Origin of the sequence: Micromonospora sp. NPDC049257, from assembly GCF_040678915.1 — a bacterium.
Taxonomy (GTDB): domain Bacteria; phylum Actinomycetota; class Actinomycetes; order Mycobacteriales; family Micromonosporaceae; genus Micromonospora; species Micromonospora antibiotica.
This window is the reverse complement of the sequence record NZ_JBFAQU010000014.1, coordinates 1-19,187: the sequence shown is the minus strand read 5'-3', so window position 1 is coordinate 19,187 and position 19,187 is coordinate 1. Positions and strand designations below refer to the sequence as shown.

14 protein-coding genes are annotated in these 19,187 nt (G+C 70.9%); 9 read left to right on the top strand and 5 right to left on the bottom strand.

Features of this window, described 5'->3' with window-relative positions; all coding sequences use genetic code 11:
• The first annotated feature begins 7 nt into the window (after window positions 1-7).
• Complete coding sequence (locus tag AB0K25_RS20495; RefSeq protein ID WP_363821966.1) at window positions 8-520, top strand: sigma-70 family RNA polymerase sigma factor; 513 nt, start codon at window positions 8-10, stop codon at window positions 518-520.
• Between the two features lie 236 nt (window positions 521-756).
• On the opposite strand, the gene AB0K25_RS20490 is transcribed toward AB0K25_RS20495, so the two are convergent.
• A complete protein-coding gene (locus AB0K25_RS20490) occupies window positions 757-1,215 on the bottom strand; it encodes a recombinase family protein (protein ID WP_363822109.1) in 459 nt (152 codons plus the stop codon).
• Window positions 1,216-1,941: 726 nt separating this feature from the next.
• Between AB0K25_RS20490 and AB0K25_RS20485 the strand changes: the two genes are divergently transcribed.
• The gene (locus tag AB0K25_RS20485; protein WP_363821964.1) at window positions 1,942-3,279 is read left to right on the top strand and encodes a ricin-type beta-trefoil lectin domain protein; all 1,338 of its coding nucleotides are present in this window, start codon (window positions 1,942-1,944) and stop codon (window positions 3,277-3,279) included.
• A gap of 621 nt (window positions 3,280-3,900) precedes the next feature.
• Here the strand turns inward: AB0K25_RS20485 and AB0K25_RS20480 are convergent.
• On the bottom strand, window positions 3,901-5,031 hold the full coding sequence (locus AB0K25_RS20480; RefSeq protein WP_363821961.1) for a LacI family DNA-binding transcriptional regulator: 1,131 nt from the start codon (window positions 5,029-5,031) through the stop codon (window positions 3,901-3,903).
• Window positions 5,032-5,595: 564 nt separating this feature from the next.
• On the opposite strand from AB0K25_RS20480, the gene AB0K25_RS20475 reads away from it, so the two are divergent.
• The 3 genes from AB0K25_RS20475 to AB0K25_RS20465 all read left to right on the top strand — a co-directional run bounded on the left by AB0K25_RS20475 (window position 5,596) and on the right by AB0K25_RS20465 (window position 10,553).
• Window positions 5,596-8,304, top strand: a complete 2,709-nt coding sequence (locus AB0K25_RS20475) for an RICIN domain-containing protein (RefSeq protein ID WP_363821959.1) — start codon at window positions 5,596-5,598, stop codon at window positions 8,302-8,304.
• Between the two features lie 485 nt (window positions 8,305-8,789).
• Window positions 8,790-9,038, top strand: a complete 249-nt coding sequence (locus AB0K25_RS20470; protein WP_357537548.1) for a hypothetical protein — start codon at window positions 8,790-8,792, stop codon at window positions 9,036-9,038.
• Between the two features lie 201 nt (window positions 9,039-9,239).
• On the top strand, window positions 9,240-10,553 hold the full coding sequence (locus AB0K25_RS20465; protein WP_363821956.1) for a hypothetical protein: 1,314 nt from the start codon (window positions 9,240-9,242) through the stop codon (window positions 10,551-10,553).
• On the opposite strand, the gene AB0K25_RS20460 is transcribed toward AB0K25_RS20465, so the two are convergent.
• Window positions 10,525-11,547: a hypothetical protein gene (locus AB0K25_RS20460; protein ID WP_363821954.1), complete on the bottom strand. Its 1,023-nt coding sequence runs from the start codon at window positions 11,545-11,547 to the stop codon at window positions 10,525-10,527. The genes AB0K25_RS20465 and AB0K25_RS20460 overlap by 29 nt on opposite strands.
• Before the next feature lie 201 nt (window positions 11,548-11,748).
• On the opposite strand from AB0K25_RS20460, the gene AB0K25_RS20455 reads away from it, so the two are divergent.
• Window positions 11,749-12,843, top strand: a complete 1,095-nt coding sequence (locus AB0K25_RS20455) for a UDP-galactopyranose mutase (protein WP_363821951.1) — start codon at window positions 11,749-11,751, stop codon at window positions 12,841-12,843.
• On the opposite strand, the gene AB0K25_RS20450 is transcribed toward AB0K25_RS20455, so the two are convergent.
• Window positions 12,840-13,517, bottom strand: a complete 678-nt coding sequence (locus AB0K25_RS20450) for a hypothetical protein (RefSeq protein ID WP_363821948.1) — start codon at window positions 13,515-13,517, stop codon at window positions 12,840-12,842. The two genes, AB0K25_RS20455 and AB0K25_RS20450, sit on opposite strands and share 4 nt — an antisense overlap.
• A complete protein-coding gene (locus tag AB0K25_RS20445) occupies window positions 13,514-15,295 on the bottom strand; it encodes a carbamoyltransferase C-terminal domain-containing protein (RefSeq protein ID WP_219463461.1) in 1,782 nt (593 codons plus the stop codon). The genes AB0K25_RS20450 and AB0K25_RS20445 overlap by 4 nt, the downstream gene beginning before the upstream one ends.
• A 284-nt stretch (window positions 15,296-15,579) precedes the next feature.
• On the opposite strand from AB0K25_RS20445, the gene AB0K25_RS20440 reads away from it, so the two are divergent.
• Genes AB0K25_RS20440 through AB0K25_RS20430 form a run of 3 tightly spaced genes read left to right on the top strand, consistent with a single transcriptional unit; the run spans window position 15,580 to window position 19,101 of the window.
• Entirely contained in the window at window positions 15,580-16,533 is a 954-nt protein-coding gene (locus AB0K25_RS20440) for a glycosyltransferase family 2 protein (RefSeq protein WP_363821944.1), read from the top strand.
• Window positions 16,530-17,729 (top strand): ATP-grasp domain-containing protein, encoded by a 1,200-nt coding sequence (locus tag AB0K25_RS20435; protein WP_363821942.1) that lies wholly within the window; start codon window positions 16,530-16,532, stop codon window positions 17,727-17,729. The genes AB0K25_RS20440 and AB0K25_RS20435 overlap by 4 nt, the downstream gene beginning before the upstream one ends.
• A 19-nt stretch (window positions 17,730-17,748) precedes the next feature.
• Window positions 17,749-19,101: a hypothetical protein gene (locus AB0K25_RS20430; RefSeq protein WP_363821939.1), complete on the top strand. Its 1,353-nt coding sequence runs from the start codon at window positions 17,749-17,751 to the stop codon at window positions 19,099-19,101.
• The last annotated feature ends 86 nt before the right edge of the window (window positions 19,102-19,187 follow it).

Below are 19,187 nucleotides of genomic sequence, written 5' to 3'. Positions count from 1 at the left end.
AAATACGATGCCGACAACCACCGCCGTCGACGCCCACATGCGGGAACTCCACCGCGACAACGGCGGCGCGCTGTTGCAATACCTCCGGCGGCTGACGCCACCGGGCTCTCCCTGCACCGCCGAGGATCTGCTACAGGAGACAATGCTGAGGGCCTGGCGCAGCCGGGAGCGGCTCCCCGCAGGCGGGGAGCCGCAGCGGCGCTGGCTGTTCACAGTCGCCCGACACCTCGCAGTCGACACGTACCGCAAACGGCAGCGGCGGCCTGTCGAGGTCGACCTCGCCGAGTTGGACCTGCCTCCCTCGGCCCACGCCACGGCAGACACGGCGATCGCCGCGCTCACCCTGCGACGCGCCATCGGCGAACTCGGCGATGCACACCGGTCGGTACTGCTGCAGCTGTACGTCAAAGGACTTCCCGTCGACGAGGTGGCCACCCTGCTCGACATTCCTGCCGGCACCGTCAAATCGCGCGCCCACTACGCCGTACGGCATCTGCGCAACGCGCTGACGGGCAGCTGAACAACGCGAGGCGGCGCCTGGCAGCGGCACCGCCTAAGGCGTGCTGCTGCGCTGGTCCAGCCACGTCCGAATCTGCCTCGGTCCTTTCCTGCGGCTTCTCCTGCTGGATCCAAGAGAGGCCGAGGCCACTCACGCGCGGCGAAGCGTGCGAGGGCAGGACTCCCAGTGGTCGTCAGTCATGGACACGCCGACGGTGTTGAAGCCGTTCAGCACCGCCAAAGACCCTCCATCTTGTTTCAAGATTGACGTGCTGTGGCCAACGACCTGGTGCATGGTTGGTGGCACGAAGATGAGCGTCGTCTTTTCTGTTCAAGGAGGGCATCACGGTCGGTACGTTGACGGTTCCAGACCTGCCGCCCGGTGTAGCGGGGGTTGGCCAGGATCGCCGCGACTGTGGTGAGCATCCATTGGCGGCCGCTGCGGTGGGGGTTACGCGCTGGGTCAGCGCCGGACGGGCACGGGACGCCGTTGTCGTTGAGGGCGCGGGCGATGCTGGCCACGCTCCGGCCGGCACGTCGCTGCTCGAAGATCCACCGGACGTGGGGTGCGGTGGCAGGGTCGGGCTCCAAGCGGTGCAGGCGCCGTCCCCAGGCGGCGTGGGCGCGGTTCGGATGAGGGCCGGCGTCGGTGAGCCGGTAGCCGTAGGGTGGCCGGCCGCCGAGATGTCGGCCCTGCAACTCTGCCTGAGCTCGCATGGCCGCGGTCGTACGATGCCGGGCTCGGGACACCTCCCGCTGGGAGTGCACGCCGAGCAGGTCCAGCAACGCCAGCTGCCGCGGGTTGTTGAAGTCCACCGGCCCATAGGTTTCCGGCAGCGAGCTGCTCCTGAACGGCTTCGAGGTCAGCGCCTGCGCTTGTGGGCGAGGGTGACTGCGCCGTGGCGTAGGTCGTGCGGGCGGACGGGCGGGAGAGCGGAGTCGGTCACGAGGCGGCGGAAGCGGCGGGTCAGGTAGTCCGGGTGTAGCGGCTGCCCGTCCGCTTGTGTGAAGACGTAGCCGGAGTTCGTCCAGCCTGCTCCGTGGTCTGCTTGCTCGGTGAGCTGTCGGTGGTGGTGGCGCAGGATGGCGGCGGTGGTGTGGTCCAGGGCGATGGTGCGGCGGCTGGCGGCGGTCTTGGGTGGGCCGACGGTGACGGTCTGGCCGTAAGCGATGCGTTGCTGGTTGATGGCCCACAGCAGCAGGGACTTGACGGACGTCGTACGTCATACCAATATGGGCATCGATATATACCTGCCCGCGTCCCGTCCGGAGGGCTGAGATGACACCGGGCCGGTCGACGTCTGCGGCCGCCGCTTCGACCGCCGTCCGTGCTGACGTCGGCGCTTCGGTGACGCCTTCACGTCCAGCCGGGTGTGGCTCAAGTAGCGGTCGCTGGCTTGACACCCGAGCCGGACGGCAGCTTCCCCGTAAGGAGTCGACTCTGTGTCACCTCGCAAACGCTCGGCGCCCTGGATAGGGGCGATCCTGGCCGCCCTGGTCCTGGTCACCGTGGGCGCGTACGTCCTCACCGACGCCCCACCGGCCTCGGCGGCCACCACTGCCGGCTGCGGTAGGGCCCCGGGACTGAACAGCGGCACCCACACCATCCAGAGCGGCGGCAAGAGCCGCAGCTTCATCCTTCGGCTCCCCGACAGCTACGACAACACCTACCCGCACCGGCTGGCCTTTGGGTACCACTGGCTGGGTGGCACCGCGAGTGCCGTCGCCTCGGGCGGAACCGACGGCTACGCCTGGGCCTACTACGGCATGCTGTCGCAGTCAAACAACACCACGATCTTCGTCGCCCCCCAGGGCATCAACAACGGCTGGGCCAACACCAACGGCGAGGACGTCACCTTCACCGACGACATGATCCGCGTGATCGAGAACGCGCTCTGCGTCGACACCACGCAACGCTTCTCGGTCGGGTTCAGCTACGGCGGCGCGATGAGCTACTCGTTGGCGTGTTCCCGGCCGACGGTGTTCCGCGCGGTCGCGGCCATCGCCGCCCCTGGCGAGATCAGTGGTTGCAGCGGTGGGACCCAGCCCGTGGCGTACCTGGGAATTCACGGCATCAACGACAACATTCAAAGCGGCCGGTCACTACGCGACAGGTGGCTCAGAAACAACGGTTGCGCTGCGCAGAACGCCCCCGAGCCCGCGCGGGGCAGCCTGACCCACATCATCACCACCTACTCGTGTCGGGCCGGCTACCCGGTGGCCTGGGCCCCGTTCGATGGCGGCCACCAGCAGGGTCCGGTGGACGGATGTGCCGGCTGTGAGAGCGGCGCGCGAAGCTGGGTCAAGCCTGAGGTGTGGCGGTTCTTCACCCAGTTCGGGTCGACCCCGCCGCCGACCACCACGCCGCCGACCACGCCGCCGGCCGGCCAGGCGAACGTGATGATCGCGGGCGGCCAGTCGAGCCGTTGCATCGACGTCGCCAACTCCAGCACGAGCAACGGCGCCCGGGTGCAGCTGTGGGACTGCCACGGCAACAGCAACCAGCGCTGGACCCACACCGCCAACCGAACCCTGACCGTCTACGGCAACAAGTGCCTGGACGCCAGCGGATCGGGCACCAGCAACGGCACCGTCGTCCAGATCTGGGACTGCAACGGCGGCGCGAACCAGCAGTGGAACCGGAACAGCAACGGGACCATCACCTCCGTCCAGTCGGGACTCTGCCTGGACGCCGTCGGCAACGGCACCGCCAACGGGACGCAACTCAACCTGTGGGCGTGCCACGGAGGCGGCAACCAGCAATGGGCTACCCGTAGCTGACGGTCCGACAACCCCGTACCACCATGGCACGGCGGTGAGGCGGGGTGGCGGCCAGTTCCTTCGGCCGCCACCCCGCCGGGCCGGGATCCCAAATTCTCTTCGCCCTGCAGTCATCGATGGATCCGGATGCGGTATCGCCAGCTTGCCTGGGCGAGGCAAGCGGCTGCCCAGGCCGAACCATACTGCCGCTCCTCGGTGCGTGGACGCCCCTACGGCGTGGTCGGCCTGCCGCCGTGCTCCGGGGCGCGGAGTCGGCAGATTGGGCAGGCCAGCTGGCCCCATCGCGAAGGTGCAGGTGGCTGGGCCAGAACACCTTCGAAACAGGCGAGTGTCGATCCGCATGTCCAGAAGAGGTTGGACGCCGCACCCACACTCGGCGTGTCCTGGAAGCCCGGCGGACACCATGGCGGCTGCCAGGCGCGAGGACCTCTTGGGGGCGATGTGGCCATGGTGAACTCCCATCAAAAGGGCAGGGGAGACCGGCGCGCTGGGCAACGGAGTGCTGGGACAGGAGGGGTATCGAGAGAGGTGCGCGTCCGCGCGGGTGCTTCCGCCGCTCGTCAGCGACGGCCGGTGCGGGCCTCGGGTGCCGTGCCCCGTAGGTGGACAGATCGACGCTGATCAGGGCTGGGTGGAGGGGACTTCGCTGCCGGCGGGCTGATCGTGCGGGCCACCGTGGGCATGGGGGGTCGCTCGGCGGCCGCGTCCCGGGATCGGTCGGGGCGGTGGTGGTGCCGTCGAGGCGCGGACGACGAGCTCGATCGGTTGGTCGGCCGCCGGTGGAAGCTCGACATCCGGTTTCTCGATGACGTGTACCAGCCGCGCGAGGCCCTGCCGCGCGACCTCGTCGAATGGCTGCCGCAGGGTGGTGAGCGGGGGAGTGACGTAGGCGGCGACCGGGATGTCGTCGAACCCGACGACGCTGATGTCCTCGGGCACCCGGCGCCCGGCCTCGAGCTGCGCGCGGATGAGACCGATCGCCATGTCGTCGTTCGCGGCGAACACCGCGGTCACGGTGCCGTCGCCGACCAGTTCCCGGCCCGCCGCGTAGCCGGACGCGGCCGACCAGTCGCCCTCGACGACCGGCGGCTCGTCCGCGCCGCAGGCTCGCAACGCCTCGCGCCAGCCGGCGAGACGGTCCCGTGCCGAATACCACCGCTGCGGGCCGGCCAGGTGATGGACGGTCGCGTGCCCCAACTCCAGCAGGTGCTCGGTCGCGGCTCGCGCGAGCCGGCCCGCGCCGACCCTGGCGGTCACCACCTGCGGCGCGGTGAAGGTGGGCGGCGCGCCGAGGACCAGGACCGGCACGTCCACGCTGATGAGGCCGACGCCCTCGTCGATCGGCTCGGAGATGACGACGCCGTCCACGCCCTGGTCCAGCAGCGATGCCAGGGCGCTCGCGATGCCGCCCGGGTCACCCTCGATCGTGGTGGCCACCCGCAGCGTGTAGCCCACCTTCCGGACCGCTCGCTCGATGCCGATGAGCCACGACGCCGGCCCGTACAAGGCGCTGCCGAGCGTCACCACGCCGATCGACCGGGTCCGCCCGGAGGCCAGCGCCCGGGCCGCCTGGTTGCGCCGGTAGCCGAGCTCCTCGGCGGCGTCCAGGACCCGCCGGCGCACGTCGGCCGAGACATACGGCTCGTCGTTGAGGACCCTGGACACCGTCTTCTGGGAGACGCCGGCCAGCCGCGCGACGTCCACGCTGCGCGGCGTCGGAGGGCTTCCACCCGGCCTCGCCAGTCGCGTCATGGCACCTCCCATCGCCGGCCATAGTTATGTATGATTGCGCTGTCATGTCTGCGCAGTCATGCACTCGCCATCAAGATCCCGTAGCCCGCCTGTGATGCTGGCGAAGCACGTACCTTGCCAACACCCTAACCCCAGTTCCGAATCGAACAGGTCGGGCCGGGGTGCCCGCCGACTTCTCCGAGGACCGCAGTGCTGTCCACGCCTTCGACGTGTCACGCGGCCGGGCATCGCAGAGTCGAATCGATTCGTCGTTCGGTCGACGCCGCGTCGGTGAGCTGGCGACACGGAATGCCTGATCGCGATGCCCTGGCGCTCCGGAAGGGGCGTACTCATCGGCGGTCGTTTGAAGCCTTCAAGGCGCACGGAACAGGAAGTAACCGTCTTGAAACCTTGACTTCACGCTCGATAGTTCCATTAATACATATCTATGTATCCGGGCCGTAGCCACCCTTCCCGGGTGGTCGGCGACGCCGGCAGCTTCGTCGAATCGGTTCGAGTGTTGGCCTTGAGGCTGCGCCCTGAACCGGTGTTGCGGAGCTGGCGGATGAGTCACAGGAGGTTGCCGTGCATCGTACGAACGCCCACTGGGGTGGCCGATTGTCGGCGTCGGCCAGAGGGCTTGCCGCGACCGTGGCGCTCGGCCTGACCCTGACACTGGGCGGCCTGCCTCTGGCGACCCCCCGGTCGGCCCTGGCCGCGCGGGGCGCGATGGGGGCTGTGGTCGCCGCCGGTGTTGACGGTGTGGCGGCCGGGAACGCCGCGATCGCCTCGGTCGACCTGAGCGGGACCTGGGGCTTCACGCCCGCGGGCCGGGCGGCGACCACGATCGCGGTGCCTGGTGGCGGCTGGTACAAACAGGGCTTCACCACCGTGAACGAGGCGGTGTACTCGCGCAGCATCACCGTGCCGGACTCGGGGCAGCCCCAGTCGACCTGGATCGAGTTCGGCGCGGTCAACCACCAGGCGACACTGTCGGTCGACGGCCGCGTGGTCGCCACCCAGACGACGGCGTTCACCCCGTCGAACTTCGACATCAGCGCCTACGCGGCGCCCGGTACCACCCACACGATCACGGTGAACGTGAAGGGCCGCGGCGCGTTGAAGGCATCCAACGGCCGGTACCTGGTGCCCGACGCCGCCACGTGGTCCGAGGCGGTACCGCAGGGGATCTTCGGGTCCGCGTTCCTGCGGGTGTACCCGGCGGTGTACGTCAGCGACACATTCGTGCGTACGTCGGTGGCGAACAAGACACTGACCTACGACGTGACGGTGCGCAACACGTCGGGCAGTTCCCGGTCGGTGACGTTGACCGGGTCGCTGTCGTCCAAGAACGGAACGGCTTTCAGCTACCCGGAACTGCCCAGCCGTACGGTCACCGTGGCGGCCCGCTCGACCGTGACCGTGACCGTCGGGCCGGTCGCGTGGAACCTCGACAGCACCTCGTACTGGTGGCCCAACGTGCCGTACCGGTCGGGGTACCGGGCGCAGCTGCACGGGCTGGCGGTGCATGCCGTCACCGACGACGGCCGGACGAGCGACGCCGAGTACCGGTTCGGGTTCCGGGAGGCCACCCAGAACGGTGACTACTACTACCTCAACGGCGTGCGCGTGAACTTCCGCGGCGACAACCTCCAGGGTGCCGACTATGACCGGATCAACAACGGCGGCAAGGGCGACGCGTACCACACCCTGCCCGGCTTCCTGCCCCCGTCGTCCGGCAACGGCGGCTGGCCGCAGGCGGTGGACAACTACCAGCGGCTGAACTACAACGTGGTGCGCATCCACCAGGAGCCCGGGAGTCCGTACATGTTGGATGTCGCCGACGAGATGGGCCTGATGATCATCGACGAGGTCGCGATTCGCGGCTCCCAATCCTCGCAGGAGTGGAAGGAGTCCGTCGGGCACGACAACATGGTCAACCACGCCCGTGCGCTGGTCCTGCGCGACCGCAACCACCCCGCGATCATCCGCTGGAGTCAGAACAACGAGCCGAACCAGAGTGGCCAGGATTCCGAACAGTTCGAGAAGGAGCTGTACGCGGCGATGAACGGCGCCGACGGAACCCGGCCGATCATTGCCGAGGTGGGCGTCGGCGGGAATGTCAGCCTGTATCCCGGGATGACGTACGCCAACTTCGCGGTGATCCCGCACTACGTCGATGGCTTCGGCAGGTACGGGGAGGGCCTGATCACCGTGAATGGGCGGCCCGACGGCGAGGGCGAGTACATCTGGCCGGCATGCAACAACAAGCAGGGCTTCGAGTGGTTCGCCACGGCAACCCTGGCCAAGCGCGGCAAGGGCGCCACCGACCTGCGTCCGTACACGCTGCTGTCGGCCTGGGCCAGCGTCGTACCCGGCGTGCGGAGCACCGACTTCACCCCGGAGGAGGGTGGTCACCCCATCTACGGCGCGGACAACCTGCCCGACCCGTGGAGCAACCCGCAGATCCAGCGCGTGCAGGCGGCGTTCAACCCGGTGGCCGCTGTCGACCTCCCCTACTGGTCCGCCTCCGGCAATTCGGACTCGAACGGCAGCTTCCCGCTGCCGCAGGCGGTACCCGGCTACGCCCGCAACGCCACGGTCACCCGCAACATCACCGTGTTCAACGACGACTTCGTCGACACCTCGGTGGGCTTCACCTGGACGGCGCGGCTCGACAGCCCGACCGGTGCGGTCGTCGCGTCCGGCAGCACGACCCTGACCGTCCCGCTCGGCTCACGGGTCACCCAACCGGTGTCCTTCACCACCCCCGCCACCGGCAGCCGCGTGTACCTGCAACTGTCGACCACGAAGTCCGGCAGCACCGTCTTCACCGACGCGGTCGAGTACTTCAACCTCAGCGGAGGCAGCGGAACCGGACCCACTCCCGGCACCTACCGCATCGTCAACCGCAACAGCGGCAAGCCCCTCGCCATCGCCGGCAACTCCACCGCCGACGGCGCCAAGACCGTCCAGCAGAGCGGCACCCCCACCTGGACGATCGGCACCACGCAGGACGCCTACACCCTGCGCTACACCGCCTCCGGAAAGGTGCTCGACGTCAACGGCGGCAGCACCACGCAGGGCCTGCAACTGCAGCAGTGGTCGGCCAACGGCGGCACCAACCAGATGTGGTACCTGCGGCCCACCGGTGACGGCTACTACACCATCGTCAGCCGCAACAGCGGACTGGCAGCCGACGTCTCTGGCGCCTCGACCAGCGACGGAGCGCAAGTCGTGCAGTGGACCGCCAACGGCGGGACCAACCAACAGTGGCAGTTCGTACCCGCCTGACAGAGCACAGAGGTGGATGCCAAGCCCGACTGCCGGTAACGGGCTGCTGATTGTCGCGCCGGCTCGGGTGCACGTTTTGTGCGCCCGAGCCGGTCGCGATCCGATCGTGGTGGGACACGAGCTACCGATCCGGACAGACGCCAGCCTGGTCCGCTCGCTACCCGTACGTGGGCCAGGCCCGGGCCCAGGGCGTCGCGGCTCAGTGCATGGACCAGATCACGCTGCACAGCACTTGAACCGAACCCGCCCCCCGCGGGCTTCCGGCTGCTACGACACCGCCGCACTCAGCCCCGACGGGACACTACTGGCCGCCGGCGGACGCGACGGCGCGATGGACCCCGGGGACATTCGTCGCCCGGCGCGACCGAAGCGGATAGGACCGACGGTCACCGGGGCGACCGCACTCATCCCCAACGGTGGCCTTCAGCGCGGTCGGATCACTCCTGGCCGTCGCCGGTGACGACAGGACCACCCATCTGTGGCGGGTGTCCGACCCAGCCCACCCGATGGCGCTGCCCCGCCCGTTGCGCGGGCCGACCAGCCACGTGTACTGGGTGAACTTTCACCCATCCGGCAGCCTGATCACCGCCGCCAGCACCGACGGCACCATCCGACTGTGGGAGACCGACCCGCAACGGGCCGCCGAAGCGATCGGCTCCACCATGGGAGAACCCATCACCCGAGCTGAATGGGAGCAGTACCTGTCCAGCATCCCGTACCACCCACCCTGCTGACCGGGCCCTGCTCTCCACCGCAGGATCGTGCTCCGGGCCAGCCCGAGCAGGGGAGAGAAGCGGTTCATCACCGCGGTGACCTCGATGAACCGCGTCGTCGTCCGGTCCCGACTCGGGTACCGGGGGGTCGGATCGGGCACCTGACGCCCGAGCGGCGACCCGCTACGGTGGCGTGGTGCCTACCGACATCCATGGGCCCCGATGAGCGGGGGCCTCGCCGTCGCCGTACGCGAGCTGCGGCACCTGCCGGCGGTCTGGCGGGCACCGCACCGTGCCCCCGAACGTACCCGTACACTGGCGTTGGAGGGTGTCAACGCGCTGCTGCGACACTGTCGTGAGCGGGTGCCGGCCTTCGCCGACTATCCGGCTGGGCCCCTGGCGAGCCTGGACGAGCTGGCCGGGCTGCCCATCCTGACCAAACGCGCCGTGCTCGACGCGGGCGCGGAGTCCTTTCACACCCGGGGACTCGCCGCCGGGGCCTACCGGACGGACGTCACCAGCGGTACCACCGGAACGCGGCTGCACATCCGCCACGACGTCGACGCGTACGGCTATCACGGCGCGACCGTACTGCGGCGCTTCCTGCTGTCGGGCTACCGTCCATGGTGGCGGATCGCGCACATCAAGCCGTTCCCCCGGCCGGTGCGCTGGTTCCAGCGACTGGGCCTGTTCCCGCGGGTGGTGGTGCCGGCCGGCCAGTCCGACGCGGCGATGGCACGGGCGGTCCTCGCCGTCCGACCCCAACTGATCATGGGTTATCCGGTGGTCCTGCGGGGTCTGCTGCGCGCCCTCGACCCTGGTGAGCTGGCCCGGCTACGGCGCGGTCTCAAGCTGGTGATGACCGACTCGGAGCTGTTGACCGACGAGGTCGCGGCGCAGTTCACCGAGCGGTTCGGGGTGCCGGTGTACGACGAGTACTCGGCGTACGAGGTGCTGACGGTGTCGAGCGGCTGCGCGGCGGGCGCGATGCACGTCGACGAGGACCGGGTGTGGCTGGAGATCGTGGACGAGGCGGGCGTGCCGGTCCCCGAGGGGGTCACCGGTTCGGTGGTGGTGACGCACTTCCGTGAGCGCGCCATGCCGTTGCCGCGCTACCAGTTGGGTGACCGGGCGTACGTCCTGCCGGCGGGTTGCCCGTGCGGTAGCCGGTTCCGCCGGATGCGGCTGGTCGACGGGCGCACCAACGACTTCGTCACGCTGCCCGGCGGCCGACGGGTGTACAGCGGCGTCTTCCTCGCGTTGGCGATGCACACGCCCGGCGTGGCGGAGTGCATGATCCGGCAGGACGAGGCCGGCCAGGTCACGGTTCACCTGGTGCCCGAGGCTCCCGGCGAGGCGGCCTTCGCCGCCGCGTGCGTCGCGTTCGAGCAGGCCCTGGGCGAGGCGGTGGACGCCCCCGTCGTACCGCGGTTCGTGCGGGCGGAGCGGATCGCGCTGACACCGGGCGGCAAGGGCCGCTTCGTCGAGTCGGCTTACCGGCCGGGGGTCACCGGGCCCCGCGCGGAAAGGGGATGAGCACGGCCCACTGGCGGATCATCTCGTGGCCGAGACGGCGCTTCTCCACGAGGCTGCCCTGACCACTGAGGAAGCCACGGCGGCCGGTGTCGATGCACCAGCGGGCCAGTTCGAGGTTGTTGTGGTACCACAGGTCCCGACGGCCGCCCTCGGCCACCGAGAACGCGCCCCAGCCGGCCGAGAGCGGCAGATCCGGGTGGTCGAAGATCACGTTGAGGGCGATGAGCCGGTCGCCGTCGCGGTAGCCGTTGAGGTGGACGCCGGGCGTGGTGAGCTGTGCGGCGGCCATGGCCGGGGACATGAACCGTTTGGGCAGCCACCACTTGTTGTGGTGGCGGTTCACGACGCTCGCGATCAGCTCGCACAGCTGTGCCGGCTGGACCGGGACCGGCTCCCCCCGCAGCGTGCTCGCCACGTGCAGGTCCGACGCGGCGACCCCGGCCAGGATCCGGCGCAGGTCGTAGCGTCGGCCCCGGCCCAGCGACCGCAGGTAGTCCTCCAGCGAGGCGAACCGGTTGGGGAACCACGCGATGGGGCCGCCCTCCCGGACGATCGCCGGTCGGGTCAGCAGCGCGGGCAGGGACTCGGCGGACACCTGACGGAACATCAGGCCGCGTACCCGCCCGCCGTGGGCCTCCCGCAGCGCGGAGCGGAGCGCGCCGATGGTGTCGGTCAGCGCGGCTCCGTCGGCCCCGGCGGCGAGCGTGACGCCCGGCAGTGCGCTGGAGGAGAGGCTGTCGACGTCGACGATTCCGGCCAACGGGACCGTGGAGCGGCCCGTCCGTAGCCCGTGGAAGCGACCGGTGACCAGCCCGACGACGTCGGATCCATGCCGGACCGTTGCGGCGATGACCGTCCGTCGGCTCGCCGCTGCCCGGACGAGCGGCCAGGACCACGCCGCCATCAGGTGTTCCTTGGCCATGAAGGCGTCCCAGCCCGCAGGGGCGTCGGCTACGTGGGGATCGTGCAGCGTGACCGTGAGCCCGTCGTTCATGCCCGACCCGCCTTCATATCCGCCGACCATACCGTCCGTCGGCCAGGGCACCCGATGCCGTCTCGTCCTTGGCGCGGCGGCCGGGCCCGGCCAAGCGGTGGCGCGGCGGCCGGGTTCGACCAAGCGGTGGCACGGCGGCCGGCCGGCCGGCGGGTGAGGGTGTGGACCCCGGATACGCGCGCGACCCATTACCATCCGGCGATGGGTTGCGTGCGGGTGATCGGGGCGGGGCTGGCCGGCGCGACCGTCGCTCATCTCCTGCACGTGGCGGGTCGTACCGTCGAGGTCGTCGAGGGCGATCCCACCTGGGGCGGCCAGCTCCGCACGGCCTCGGCCGCGGGCATTCTCTACGAGCCGGCCGGCGCGCACATCTTCCACACCGCCGACGCCGAGGTGTGGCGGCTGGTGACGGGGCTGGTCCGCTTCCTGCCGTACCGGCACACCGTGCGCACCGAGGCGTTCGACCGCGAACTGAGCTGGCCGCCCCAGCTGTCGGAGCTGCGTACCCTGCCCCGGTGGCCGCAGATCGCGCGCGAGCTGGCCGCCCGCCCGGCCCGGCCCGACCCCGCCAACTTCGAGTCCTGGTCGGTGGGTCTGTTGGGGGAGACGCTGTACCGCGAGCTGATCGAGGGGTACACCCGCAAGCAGTGGGGCGAGGATCCCCGGAACCTTGCGGCCGGGTGGGCGCCCAAGCGTATCGAGCTGCGCGACGACGGTTACACCGATCTGTTCCGTGACCCTCACCAGGGCTGGCCGGAGGGTGGTTACCCGCGGCTGGTCGACGCGCTGCTGCGGGACGTACCGGTGGTCATGGGCCGTCGGGTCACCGTCGACGACTGGGACGAGGTGTGCGCGGGCGCGGACGCGGTCGTGGTCACCTGCGCACTCGACGAGTTCTTCGCCGAGCACCTGGGCCGGCTGCCCTGGCGTGGGGTGCGGCTGGTCAACCACTACCTGCCGGGGGTGGAGCACATGCTGACCTGCGGGGTGGTGAACACCCCGAGCCCGCTCAAGGCGCACACCCGGGCCATCGAGACGAAGTGGATGAGCGGCCAGACCGGGCCGGGCACCGTGGTCAGCTACGAGTATCCGGGTGCGCCCGCGCGCCACTACCCGATCGACGACGTGCAGGGGGCCAACCGGGCGCTGGCCCGCCGCTACCTTGAGGAGTTGGCGGGGTTGCCCGGCCCGCCCCGCTACGTGGCCGGACGGCTGGCCACGTACACCTACATCGACATGGACCAGGTCGTCCGTCAGGCGCTCAACACCGCCCGCCGGATACTCGGCGAGGTCTAGGGCGCGGCGGGCGGGCGTTCGGCCGGGGTGGGCGTCACCGCCCAGCCGTCGAAGCGGGCCGCCCACCGGTCCAGCGGCAGCGCCAGGATCACCGCCGCGAGCAGCAGGTGGACCGCGCAGAACACGATCGCGACCGTCGCGGTGGGCGGACCACCGACGAACACCGTGATGTGTGACGCCCAGTGCAGCACCCGTGGTCGCGGGCCGTCCCAGTCGTTGGTGTAGTAGAACGACAGGTCGTTGAGGCCGGAGATCAGGACCAGGATCGCGGCCAGGCCCGCCCGCAGCACCCGGCCCGCCGACGCACCACCGAGCCGGTACGCGAAGAGCACGGCGAGCACCGTGAACGCGTTTAGGAAGATCGTCCACTGGTACAACCGGGGAAACGCCGCGTCCTGGTCGGCGGCTTCGGCGTAGCCGAAGATGTGGTCGACGTTGAGGGTGTCCACCACTGCCATGTAGCCGACGAACAGCACCCCCAGCAGCGCCAGGCCGAGCGCCGGGCGCTGGGGGAAGTAGGCGACCGCGAGCACCGCGCACAGCAGCGGCGCGGTCTTGAGCAGCACCTCGCCCAGGTGGTCGATGGTGCGGTCCGGCGGCAGCACCAGCATGATCAGCGCGGCGAGGCCGCCGCCCACCGTCGCCGGCAGCAGCCACCACCAGCGGCGGATCACTTCTGGGTCCAGAAGGGGCCGAGGGCCAGGGCGTCCATACCGGTACGCAGGTAGCACCGCACGGCGTCGGCCGGCGTCCGCACGATCGGCTCCTCGTTGTCGTTGAACGACGTGTTGACCACCATCGGCACTCCGGTGAGTTCGTCGAACCGGGTGATGAGCCGGTGGTAGAGCGGGTTGTCGGTGGCCGAGACGGTCTGCACACGGGCCGTCCCGTCGACGTGGGTGATTGCCGGCACCCGCTCGCGTTGGTGCTCCAGGACGTCGAAGACCAGCAGCATCACCGGTGACGGGTAGTCGGAGGCGAAGTACTCCCCGGAGCGCTCGGCCAGGCAGGAGGGCGCGAACGGCCGGAACGGCTCACGGTGCTTGACCTTCTCGTTGAGCCGGTCCTTGGTGTCCCTGCCGCGCGGGTCGGCCAGGATCGACCGGTTGCCCAGCGCCCGCGGCCCGCACTCCATGCGCCCCTGGAACCAGCCGACGATTTTGCTGTCGGCCAGGGCCCGCGCGGTCGTCTCGGTGATGTCGTCGGTGCGCTCGTAGGGCAGACCCGCATCCGCCAGCGCCTTCTCCATCTCCGCCTCGGTGTACTGAGCCCCGAGGAAGATGTAGCCGCCGGTGGGCCGGGGCTGGCCGAGGCTCGCGCCGACCTGCAACGCCGCGCCGAGTGCCGAACCGTCGTCGGCCGCGGCGGGCTGGGCGAAGAAGTCCTCGAACGGGGTCTCCAGCAGGATCCGCCCGTTCATGACGCTGTTGAGCGCCACCCCGCCTGCGGTGACCAGGCGGGTCTCACCGGTGTGCCGCTGTAGCCAGCGGGCGACGTGCAGGCCCGCCTCCTCCAGGGTGGTCTGTAGGCCGTACGCGATGTCGGCGTAGTACTGGGGCACCTCGTCACGGCTACGCGGGCGCGGTGGGCCGAAGCGTTCCAGGAACTTGGCCGACATCTGGTGCTTGCCCGTGGCGTGGTGGCGGAACCAGCTCAGATCGAGCTCGTAGTGCCCGTCGGGCAGCAGCCGGACCAGTTCCCGCATCGCCTCGACGTGGGTCGGCTCGCCGTAGGCCGCCAGCCCCATCACCTTTCCCTCGTCGCGGGTGGGGTGGAAGCCGAGGTAGCTGGTGACGCAGGCGTACAGGGCGCCCAGTGAGTGCGGGAAGCGCACCCGGCGCACGTCGCGGATCCGGTCGCCCTCGCCGACGGCGAGGTAGGTCGACGTGCCGTCGCTGCCGATGCCGTCCCAGGTGATGATCGCCGCGTGGTCCCACGGCGACAGGAGGTACCCGCTGGCCGCGTGGGACAGGTGGTGGTCGACCAGGTGCACCTTGAAGCGCACCGGCCCGGTGTGGCCGACCGCCTCGCACAGGATCTTCTTCATCGTGTACGACCGGCGCAGGTGCAGCAGGAGCGCGCCGCCGACGTGGTAGTCGTCGGAGTGCGACTGCACGCCTCCGGAACGGATCGTGGCGGCGATCCCCGACGCCTTGCCGCCGTAGCTGCCCGCGTCGTTGCGCAGCACCGCAAGCGTCGCCGGCAGGTGCGTGACGAAGTGCTTGAGCGCGTGCGTGACCTCCTTGCGGGCCTGCCAGAAGTAGGCGACGTGGTCCACCTCGGCCAGGGTGATGCCGGCCGTCGCCAGGCACTCGCGGATGGCCCGCGCCGGGAACGTCCCGTCGTGCTTCACGCGGGAGACCCGCTCCTCCTCCACGAAGGCCACGATGCGGCCGTCGTGCACCAGCCCGGCTGCCGAGTCGTGATGCTGGTTGATGCCCAGCACGTACATGCGATTCTCCGATCCCCATCGACTGGATGCTTGAGCTTGCCGCGTAACGGCGGCTTCGACAACATTTGCCGGGCTGTCATTTTCCTATTCGGAGGGCATATCTACTGAGATACCTGAATTCGGGCAGGGGGTATGGGGAATCGAAGCATACCGCTATTGTGGGGGTCGTTTGCGTGCCGGCTTCACCTGTGCCGGTGCCACTGGTGGCGCGACGATGTGCCGGAAAGGCGGCCGTATTGCCGGGTATCGACCAAGGCGGCGACGGGTTCGCTCTGACCGTCGTCGTGCCATGTCTGAACGAGGCGGACAATATCGACGCGGTCCACGGGGAAATTGTCGCCGAGTTGTCCGGATACGCCGGCCTGGAGATCCTGTTCATCGACGACGGCAGCACCGACACCACCCTGGACCGGTTCCGTGCACTGGCGGAAAAGGACCATGCGGTGTCCTACCTCTCCTTCACCCGCAACTTCGGGCTGGAGGCGGCGTTCTCGGCGGGCTACCGTTATGCCCGCCACCCCTGGATCCTGCACCTGGACGCCGACCTCCAGTTTCCGCCCGCCGAGGCGCACAAGCTGATCGAACGGGCCCGCGAGGGCTACGACGCGGTATTCGGCATCCGGGTGGACCGGCAGGACCGCCTGCTGCGCCGGGCCGCGTCCGGGCTGCACGATCTGATCGCCCGGCGGCTGCTGCGCATCGAGATCCCCGCCGGTGGCACCAGCTTCCGGCTGCTGCGCACCGACGTCGCCCGCCGGGTCGTGGACCTGCGCCTGGCCACGCCCTACTTCATGGCGACCCTGCCCCGGCTGACCGGTGCCTGGACGACCGTCCCCACCGCGCACCGCGCCCGTCGCAGCGGCGAGGCGAAGGTGACCGTACGCGGTCTGGCGCGGCACGCCGTGGAGTTGTTCATGTCCCACTCTCCCCGCCCGGTCGTCGCGGCCGGGCAGGTCAGCCTCGCCGCCGCCGCACTGGCGCTGACCGGCGCGCTCTGCGCCCTGCTGCCCGGCCGCCTGCCCGCCGCGGCGGCCCTGCTCGGGCTGGCGCTGGCCGCTGGCCTGGCCAGCCTGGCGGTCGTCGCCCGGTACCTGCTGCACATCGCCCGGCCGCCGGGCCGGTTGCCGCAGTTCCTGATCCGCGAGGCCAACATCCCGACCGCCGCCGAGGACACGCTCGCGCCGCCCCCGGCGTGGTCGGCCCGCGCACCGCTACCCCTGCCGGAACACGCGGCATGAGAACCCTGGCCGTGCTCGGCGGCGCGGACGGGGCCATCACCACCCTCGCCACGGCGGCGCGTCTCGGACTGCACACCATCTGCATCGACGCGCGTACCGACGCCCCCGCGATCTCCTACGCCGCGGAGTTCCTCAATCTGAGCACCCGTGACGTGCCAGTGGTCGCCGCCGCGCTCGCCGGGCGCGACGACCTCGCCGGTGTCGTCTCTCCCGCCAGCGACGTCAACCTGCCCGCCCAGTACCAGTTGTCGGAGCTGCTCGGCCTCCCCAACGGGCTCTCCCCGCAGGCGCTGCGCGCCTCCGTCGACAAGGGATACTTCCGCGAGGTCTGCGACCGGCTGGGCCAACCCGGACCCAGGTTCGTGCAGGACAGGCCCGAGGCCGTGGTGAGCGGGTGCGGGGACCTGCGCTACCCGGTGATCGTGAAACCGACCGACTCCAGCGGCGGACGCGGCATCAGCCTGTGCGCGTCACCCGCCGAGGTGCCCGCCGCCGTGGACGCCGCCGCCGCGTACTCCGCCGCGGGCATCGTGATCGTCGAGGAGTTCCTCGACGGCGAGCACTACGCGGTGGAGGCCGTGGTCGCCGACGGCGAGATCGTGCTCTTCGGGCTCGGCGCACGCACCCTCACCGAGCCGCCGCACTTCGTCACCCTCGAACACGTCATGCCCGGAGCGGACGCGGACCTCGTCGCCCGCTGCCGGGCCACCACCGAGGAGATCGTCGCCGCGCTCGGCTACCGGTGGGGGTCGCTCAACGCCGACCTGCTCGTCGACCGCGACAACCGGGTGATCGTCATCGAACTGGGGGCACGCCTGGGCGGCAACGGGTCGGCCGAGCTGCTCGGTCTCGTGCACGGCGTCGACGTCACCGCCGCGTACGTGGCGATGGCCGTCGGCGAGCGGCCCGACCTGACCCCCGGTCCGCCGGCCTGCGCGGCGATGCGGGTGCTGCGCGCCGCCCAGCCGGGCAAGCTGGTCGCCGTCCGTGGCGACGACACGGTACGGGCACTGCCCGGCCTGGTCGACTTCATCCTCGCGGTGCGTCCGGGCGACCACGTCGAGCCGTACCACCGGGCGGGCGCGAAGCTCGGCTACCTGCTGGCGACCGCCCCCGACCACGACCGGCTGCGCGCCACCCTGGCCGCCGTCGACGACCACCTGCGGTTCGACGTACAGCCGCAAGAGCGGCCGTGAGCGGTCCCGACCCGGTCGCATGAGGACAACCGTCCCGGCCGCCCTGCCCCGGCCGCGCGTCGTGGTGGTCCTCCTGGCCGGACGCGGCGCGTACCGGCTCGCCGTGTACGCCGCGGGACTGATCCTGCTGGCCGTGTGGGGTCCGGACGAGTTCGCCGCGTACGCGGGACCTGTCGGCGCGCTCGCCTGGTACACCGTGGCGGTGTCCAGCGGACCGGAGAAGGCCGCGCTGACCCTGATCGCGCGGCCCGGCGGCGCACACCTGCACCGGCTGATGCGCGCCATCGCGGTCACCGGGCTCGCCGTGCCGCTGGCCGGATGGCTGCTGCTGGTCGTGGCCGGCGCGGGGGACACGGCGGTCCGCTACGCCACCGCGGCCACCGCCGCCGGCGGGATCGGCTGCGCCACGGTCCTCGTCGCGCTGTACCGGCTGCGGGGTGCCCCGCTGGTCGACGGCGCGGCGTACCTCGCCGTCGCGGCGGCGTACGCGGTCGCGGTCACGCTGGCGCTGGCCGGAGCAGGCGCCACCCAGGTCCTCGCCGCGCTGGCCGCCGCCGGCATCGCGGTGAACGTCGCGCTGCTCGTCGGCCTCGTCCGCGGCGACCGGAGCACGCCCGCGCCCCCCGGGGACACGCCCGGTCCCGGAGCAGGTGCGGACACCGCACGGGAGCCGGCGACGGAGCACCTGGACCCGGCCCCGCACGGCGGTACGGCCCGACGTGCCGACTCGGCTGCGGGTCACGGGGACGCGGTCGCCTCCGACGTACCGGCGCTGCCACGCCGGGTCGCGCTGCGCGCCGCGGCGCTGCTCGGCGTGGCCGAACTGCTGGGCACGGCCGGCGCGTCGGCCCTGTACGCCGCCCTGGCCGCCCTGGGGGACGCCGCCGAGATCAGCCTCTTCTACGTGCTGGCAGTGGTCACGTCGGTGGTGTCCACCGGGTGGGGCTACCTGCTGCGCCTCGTCCAACCCACCGTCGCGGACCGGTACGAACGGGCCGGCGAGCTGGCCGGCTGGCGGTCCGCCCGGCGGACGCTCGGCGCGACCATGGCGTTCGGGCTGCCCGCAGCGGTCGCGCTGACCGCCGCCTTCACCGCCGGGGCGGGACCGGACCTGGTCTATCCGGCGATCGCCGTGGAGATCGTGCTGTTCGGCGCGAACGCCGTGTCGGCACTGCTCCTGGAGGTCAGCGGCGCGCGGGGCCGACGCTGGTCGGCGCAGGCGGCGGTGGCGCAGTTCGCCGTCGTCGCCGGGGCCGGTTGGCTGCTCGTGCCGGTCACGGGCGCCCTCGGCGGTGTCGCCGCGCTGGTCGCCGGCGAGCTGGTCCGGGCGGCCCTGCTGTGGCTCGCCGCCGGCCGGGCGGTCAGGAGGTGAGGACCGGGTGGTCACGGGCTCCACTGTCCGGCGGGCCGCCCCCCGGACCCGCGGCGGGCCCGGCCGGGGCAGCGGGGGACCTGCCA

Coding starts and splice junctions, on each gene's coding strand:
- AB0K25_RS20495 (WP_363821966.1), top strand. CDS start 8: ATGCCGACAACCACCGCCGTCGACGCCCACATGCGGGAACTCCACCGC.
- AB0K25_RS20490 (WP_363822109.1), bottom strand. CDS start 1,215: ATGCGAGCTCAGGCAGAGTTGCAGGGCCGACATCTCGGCGGCCGGCCA.
- AB0K25_RS20480 (WP_363821961.1), bottom strand. CDS start 5,031: ATGACGCGACTGGCGAGGCCGGGTGGAAGCCCTCCGACGCCGCGCAGC.
- AB0K25_RS20465 (WP_363821956.1), top strand. CDS start 9,240: ATGAGCGGGGGCCTCGCCGTCGCCGTACGCGAGCTGCGGCACCTGCCG.
- AB0K25_RS20460 (WP_363821954.1), bottom strand. CDS start 11,547: ATGAACGACGGGCTCACGGTCACGCTGCACGATCCCCACGTAGCCGAC.
- AB0K25_RS20455 (WP_363821951.1), top strand. CDS start 11,749: ATGGGTTGCGTGCGGGTGATCGGGGCGGGGCTGGCCGGCGCGACCGTC.
- AB0K25_RS20445 (WP_219463461.1), bottom strand. CDS start 15,295: ATGTACGTGCTGGGCATCAACCAGCATCACGACTCGGCAGCCGGGCTG.
- AB0K25_RS20435 (WP_363821942.1), top strand. CDS start 16,530: ATGAGAACCCTGGCCGTGCTCGGCGGCGCGGACGGGGCCATCACCACC.
- AB0K25_RS20430 (WP_363821939.1), top strand. CDS start 17,749: ATGAGGACAACCGTCCCGGCCGCCCTGCCCCGGCCGCGCGTCGTGGTG.